This is a genomic window from Micromonospora echinofusca (genome assembly GCF_017614955.1).
Classification (GTDB): Bacteria; Actinomycetota; Actinomycetes; order Mycobacteriales; family Micromonosporaceae; genus Micromonospora; species Micromonospora echinofusca_A.
Map to the genome: position 1 here is coordinate 1 of NZ_WVUH01000752.1, position 414 is coordinate 414.

The window sequence follows — 414 nt, forward strand, 5'->3', positions numbered from 1 at the left end:
CCACAGGGTTGATCGGGAAAATCATTCCGCGCCGATATTCTGGATAGCGGGGAGAAATGCCGAGTACATATTTGTTTATTGCAATGTCAGACGCCACCGTGAAAATCCATGCGATAGCAACGTTGGAATAGAAGCCAAGAATGGAGTTCAACATGGAGAACATATTGAATTCCATGAGAGACAGCGCGATACCGACATTGACAAAGACGAAGAAGATCCTGCCGGGGTAGCGACGTGTTAAGCGCGTATATGCATTGGTCCACGCTAGTGAACCGCTATATGCATTTGTGACGTTAATTTTGATTTGGCTCATGACGACGAGGATCACGGCGAGGGTGATAGCAAGCCAGGTGGGCATCATATTTGTGTACATGGCGAAGAACTGGTGGACCGGCTCGCTGGCCGTTCCAGGAG

General features: G+C 49.3%; 1 pseudogene. It reads right to left on the reverse strand.

Annotated elements, in window-relative coordinates:
- Positions 1-414: pseudogene (locus tag GSF22_RS34230) on the reverse strand (hypothetical protein); the annotation flags it as partial.